Here is a 4,650-nt window from a genome sequence, read left to right on the forward strand (position 1 = left end):
AACCACCGCTCGGTGCTGGCCCCGCACGACATGCGAGGCCAGCACCGAGCGGTGGTTGTGGATGTCCTCCCGGCCCGTGCCGCCCGCACCCGCGTGCCACACATGGGCGCGCAGCATGTGCTGCGGTCCGGCGTCGACCAGCAGCAGTTTGTCGAAGCCGAGGACGTGCCGGTACGACAGCAGGGCCGCCGCCCCGGGATCGCCCTCGCCGCAGGCGAGTTCGGCGACCAGCTCCAACAGGCGCTCCGGCGAACCGAGTTCGTCGACGACCGCGTAGGCCGCGGCCACCTGGTCCCGCTCGGGCAACGCACCGTCCAGGGATTCGGCCAGCAACCGCCGTGCCGCCAAGACCTGTCGACCACCCATGCACACTCCGCCCTTCCGGCTCCCACTCGGCGCGCACACCCGTTCCACGGGTCAACGCGCGGGAGCCGCTTCGTCCGGTCGGTACGTCCACACCGCGTGTGCGCGCAGTGCCGACACACCTTGATACGTCATCCACAGAGGGCACCGCAGCTCCGTGCTCTCACCCCGCCCCCAGGTCCAGATGCCGTCCTGCTGCCCGGCCCGTACACCGGCGGCCGCGCCGTCCAGCAGCTCCCGCCAGGTCTCCTCCCGGCCGTCCCGCCGGGCCACCTCCAGCGAGCCCTCGCACAGCAGGGCGCGCACGACCCAGGACGCGGTGAAGAGCCGTACGTTCAGCACCTCGTGGCGCGCCGGGTCGTCGGGGCGGGGACGGCGGACCTCCTCCCGGCGGTTCTCCAGGTCCCGGCAGACGTGGTGCGGTGCGTCGGGGCAGGACAGCAGCCAGCGCACGCCGTCCTCACGGGCGGCCCGCGCCTCCGGGCTCTCGCCCAGGACGCGTGCCGCACGGTCGAGCGCGAGCAACGCCTGCGCGGTGTGCACCGGTGACGGGCGTCCGCGCGGCGAGTCGAGCCGGTAGCCCCAGCAGCGCAGACGGTCCCGGTGCGGATCGCTCACCGCCCCCTCGACGAGCGCCTCCCGCAGTACCGGCAGGGCGTCGCACTCGGGCGCGGCGCGCAGCAGCCCGCGCAGCACCGTCGTCATCACGTGGGTCGACTCGCGTCCCGCGCGGTCGGCGTCCCGGGTGAAGGCCGCCGTGCAGAGGTCCACCTCGCGCGCCAGCCGGCCGCCCCGGGACGCCCCCGCGCGGGCCAGCGCGCCCAGCACCAGCGCGGTCACCTCGGGACGCGCCCGCGCGCCCTGCGACCGGGCCGACCAGCCGCCGCCCGGAAGCCGCAACCGCCAGAGTGTGTCGGCGAGTTCGCCCGTGGAGAGGCGTCCGTCGGTCGTCCCCAGCTCCAGCATGGTCTGCAGCCCGTACGCCGTCCCGACCGAGGTGGGGCGGGACGGGGAGCTCTCGCCCAGCGAGTGCGACCAGCCGACGAGCCGCCCGCGCTCCGGATCGTCGACGACCGACAGTTCGCCGACGAGCGTGTCGTAGGTGGCCGCGAAGAGCTGCGGAAGCGGGCCGGGGGCGTGGGCATCGGTCGGAGGAATGGTTCCGGGCGTGGGCTGTGGCAGCGGTCGCGGCGCCGGTGCTGTCGCGCGGGCCCGCAGCAGTGCCGCCGTGAACCATGCGGAGAGCGCGGTGCCGAGGCCGCCCACCGAGGCGATCAGGTACTTCGCGGCCTCCCCGCCGACGGAGGCGGGCAGCACCTCGAACAGGAACTGGAACACGGCGTATCCGGCCGCCGCGCAACCGAGTCCGCCCAGCGGGCCCACGGACCGGATCGGCCGGGACGTCCCGTCGTCCGGGCCGGAAGGGGCGGGACTATCCGGGGGAGTGGGCCGCAACGGACCGCGGCCGAGCTGCTGTGGGGACAAGGCGTGCTTCATCCCCCTCCCGCTGGGCGGCATATGGCATCCGCGTGCGTTCCATTTTAGGGAAACGGCTCCGACTCAACGTCCGTACCGCTGTTTTCGCCGTCTCACACCCGGCACGACCGCCCGATGCGTGACGGCAGCCCGTGACGGCGGTGGTGACGGCAGTGATGACGGGGCGCGTGACCGGGACGCCTGCCGCCTGCCTCGTGCCGGTGCGCGGCACCGCGTCTTCGGCGCGGGGCACGGAAACTGCCGTGCGCCCCACGGCCTCCGTGAGGTGCGACCCGCGGTGTCCGGACCGCGACCCGGGGCGACCGGAGGAGCGGGCGCGGTGAGCCGCCGCACCAGGGGCATGTGCCGATCACCCCCATGTCGTACGACGTTCACGCGGTGCCCCCATCCTCCACACGCGGCGCGATCGCGCCGCGGAAGGCAGCCGCCCCCACCGGTGGCATCCAGGAGGCACGCATATGGGACACGGGCACACGCACGGGCACGGTCACGCGCACGGCCACCACCCCCACCACCACGGGGACGACCACCGGCACGAGGCGACGGCGCCGCTGCCCGCCGCCTTCGACGCCTCCGTGCCCGACGAGGCCCTCTCCCCGGAGCAGAAGTCGCGCCGCACCCTTCTGCGCCGGGCCGGGCTGCTCGGCGCGGGCCTCGCGGCCGGCAGCGTGCTGTCCACGAGCACCGCGGCCGCCGCACCCGCCCGGTCCGGCGGGAACAGCCGCGGCAGCGGCCGGGGCAAGGACAAGGGCTTCCTGTGGCTGGCCGGTGACCACCACATCCACACCCAGTACAGCAGCGACGGCAAGTACCGCGTCGTCGACCAGGTCCGCCAGGGCGCCAGGCACGGCATGGACTGGCTGGTCATCACCGACCACGGCAGCGAGACGCACGCCAGGATCGGCGTGGAGAAGGTGAACCCGGACATCAAGGAGGCCCGCGCCGCCCACGAGGACACCCTGGTCTTCCAGGGCCTGGAATGGAACATCCCGGCCGCCGAGCACGGCACCGTCTTCGTCCACCCCGGACGCGACGAGGTCGCCGTCCTCAAGCAGTTCGAGAACGACTACGACGGCAGCGTGAAGGGCACCTCCGACTCCACCCCCGCCAACGAGGCGCTCGCCGTCGCGGGCCTGGAGTTCCTCGCCGAGCAGGTGAGACGGCGCAGGATCGACGACGCCCTGATGCTCGCCAACCACCCGGCGCGGCGCGGTGTCGACTCCCCGCACGAGATCCGCGCCTGGCGCGACGCCACCCCGAAGAGCCACCAGATCGCCGTCGGCTTCGAGGGCGCTCCCGGCCACCAGGCCGCCGGTCTGCCCAAGCCCCTCGGCATGGGGCGCGCCCGCGGCATCTACGACAACGGCCCCAGCGCCAACTCCTTCGCCGGCTACCCGCTGGAGAGCTACCGCACCTGGGGCGGCTTCGACTGGATGACCGCCACCGTCGGCGGCCTGTGGGACAGCCTCCTCGCCGAGGGCCGCCCCTGGTGGATCACCGCCAACTCCGACTCCCACCAGGTCTACGCCGACACCGGGGCGCGCGGCACCGGCGGCGACTTCAACGCCGACGGCCGCTACCCGGATCCCGTGTACCACGGGCAGATCGACATCACCCAGGGCGACTACTGGCCCGGCCAGTACAGCCGCACCCACGTAGGCGCCGACGGCTTCTCCTACGCCGCCGTCATGGACGGCATCCGCGCCGGCCGCATCTGGGTCGACCACGGCCGGCTCGTCAGCGGCCTCGACGTCCGGGTCTCCGGCGGCGGTCGCTGGGCCACGCTCGGCGGCGCGCTGCACGTGCGCAAGGGCACCAGGGTCACCCTGACGGCCGACATCGCACTCGCCGGCGGCACCAACTGGGCGGGCTTCATACCCGAGCTGGCCCGCGTGGACGTCATCCAGGGCGACGTCACCGGCCCCGTCGCCGACAAGGACACCTTCACCGCGCCCACCGCGAAGGTCACCCGCTCGTACGACATCGGCAGGACGGCCGGCACGGTCCGCGTCACGTACGACCTCGGCCGCGTCGACCGCCCGGTGTACGTCCGGCTGCGCGGCTCCGACGGCAACCGGACCGCCGTCGGCGCGATGGGTGCCGAGGTCGACCCGGCGGGCCCCGCCATCGATGTCGTCGGCGACGCCGACCCCTGGCGCGACCTGTGGTTCTACTCCAACCCGGTATGGGTCCTGCCCGCGTGACGCCCCACGCCCCCGCCCATGCCCAGGCCCACGCCCTCACCGTCGACGCGGACATCCGGGACCTGCGGGGCGCCGACCGCCTCCTCCGGCGGCTGGCAGCCGAACTGGATCTGCCCGAGGGGACGTTCGGCTGTACGCACCTGGTGCGCGGAGACCGCCCGCGCGTCGCCGTCTCCCTGTCCCTGCCGTCGGAGCCGTACCTGCGCACCACGTGGGAGCGGCTCGAGGCGGATGGGCACGGAGAGCTGTCGGCCGGCCTGCCCGACGCGTTCGGCCGGGCCGTGGTCTACCCGGGGGCGTCGGCGCTCACCGGCACGACGACGGTCGCGGAACTGATCGCGGGGTCCGCGATCAGCCGTGTGACCGTCCTCGGCGCACCGGGCACGCCCGACCCCGGGACCCGGATGGTGACACGGGACCACGTCCGCCCGCAGTGGCAGCAGGGCGAGCTCCTCCTCGCCGCCACACCGGCGAGGGGCGGCGTCCTCGTCCCCTTCGAGTCCCCGGACCCCACGCCCTGTTGCGCGGACCACTGACCGCACCGCACCGCACCCCGGCCCGCACACCCGCGCCCCCGTGCCGGCCC

At 74.3% G+C, this 4,650-nt stretch carries 3 protein-coding genes and 1 pseudogene; 2 read left to right on the top strand and 2 right to left on the bottom strand.

From position 1 onward, the window contains the following. A pseudogene (locus tag AOK11_RS11780) lies at positions 1-366 on the bottom strand (hypothetical protein); the annotation flags it as partial. Between the two features lie 51 nt (positions 367-417). Then, the gene (locus AOK11_RS11785; RefSeq protein ID WP_240497303.1) at positions 418-1,701 is read right to left on the bottom strand and encodes a prenyltransferase/squalene oxidase repeat-containing protein; all 1,284 of its coding nucleotides are present in this window, start codon (positions 1,699-1,701) and stop codon (positions 418-420) included. A 617-nt stretch (positions 1,702-2,318) separates the two neighbouring features. Between AOK11_RS11785 and AOK11_RS11790 the strand changes: the two genes are divergently transcribed. Continuing rightward, positions 2,319-4,064, top strand: a complete 1,746-nt coding sequence (locus AOK11_RS11790) for a PHP domain-containing protein (RefSeq protein WP_055593627.1) — start codon at positions 2,319-2,321, stop codon at positions 4,062-4,064. Next, positions 4,061-4,600 (top strand): hypothetical protein, encoded by a 540-nt coding sequence (locus AOK11_RS11795; protein ID WP_240497304.1) that lies wholly within the window; start codon positions 4,061-4,063, stop codon positions 4,598-4,600. Before AOK11_RS11790 ends, AOK11_RS11795 begins: the two co-directional genes overlap by 4 nt. The last annotated feature ends 50 nt before the right edge of the window (positions 4,601-4,650 follow it).

The sequence above is a fragment of the Streptomyces hirsutus genome (assembly GCF_001418415.1).
GTDB classification, from domain to species: domain Bacteria; phylum Actinomycetota; class Actinomycetes; order Streptomycetales; family Streptomycetaceae; genus Streptomyces; species Streptomyces hirsutus.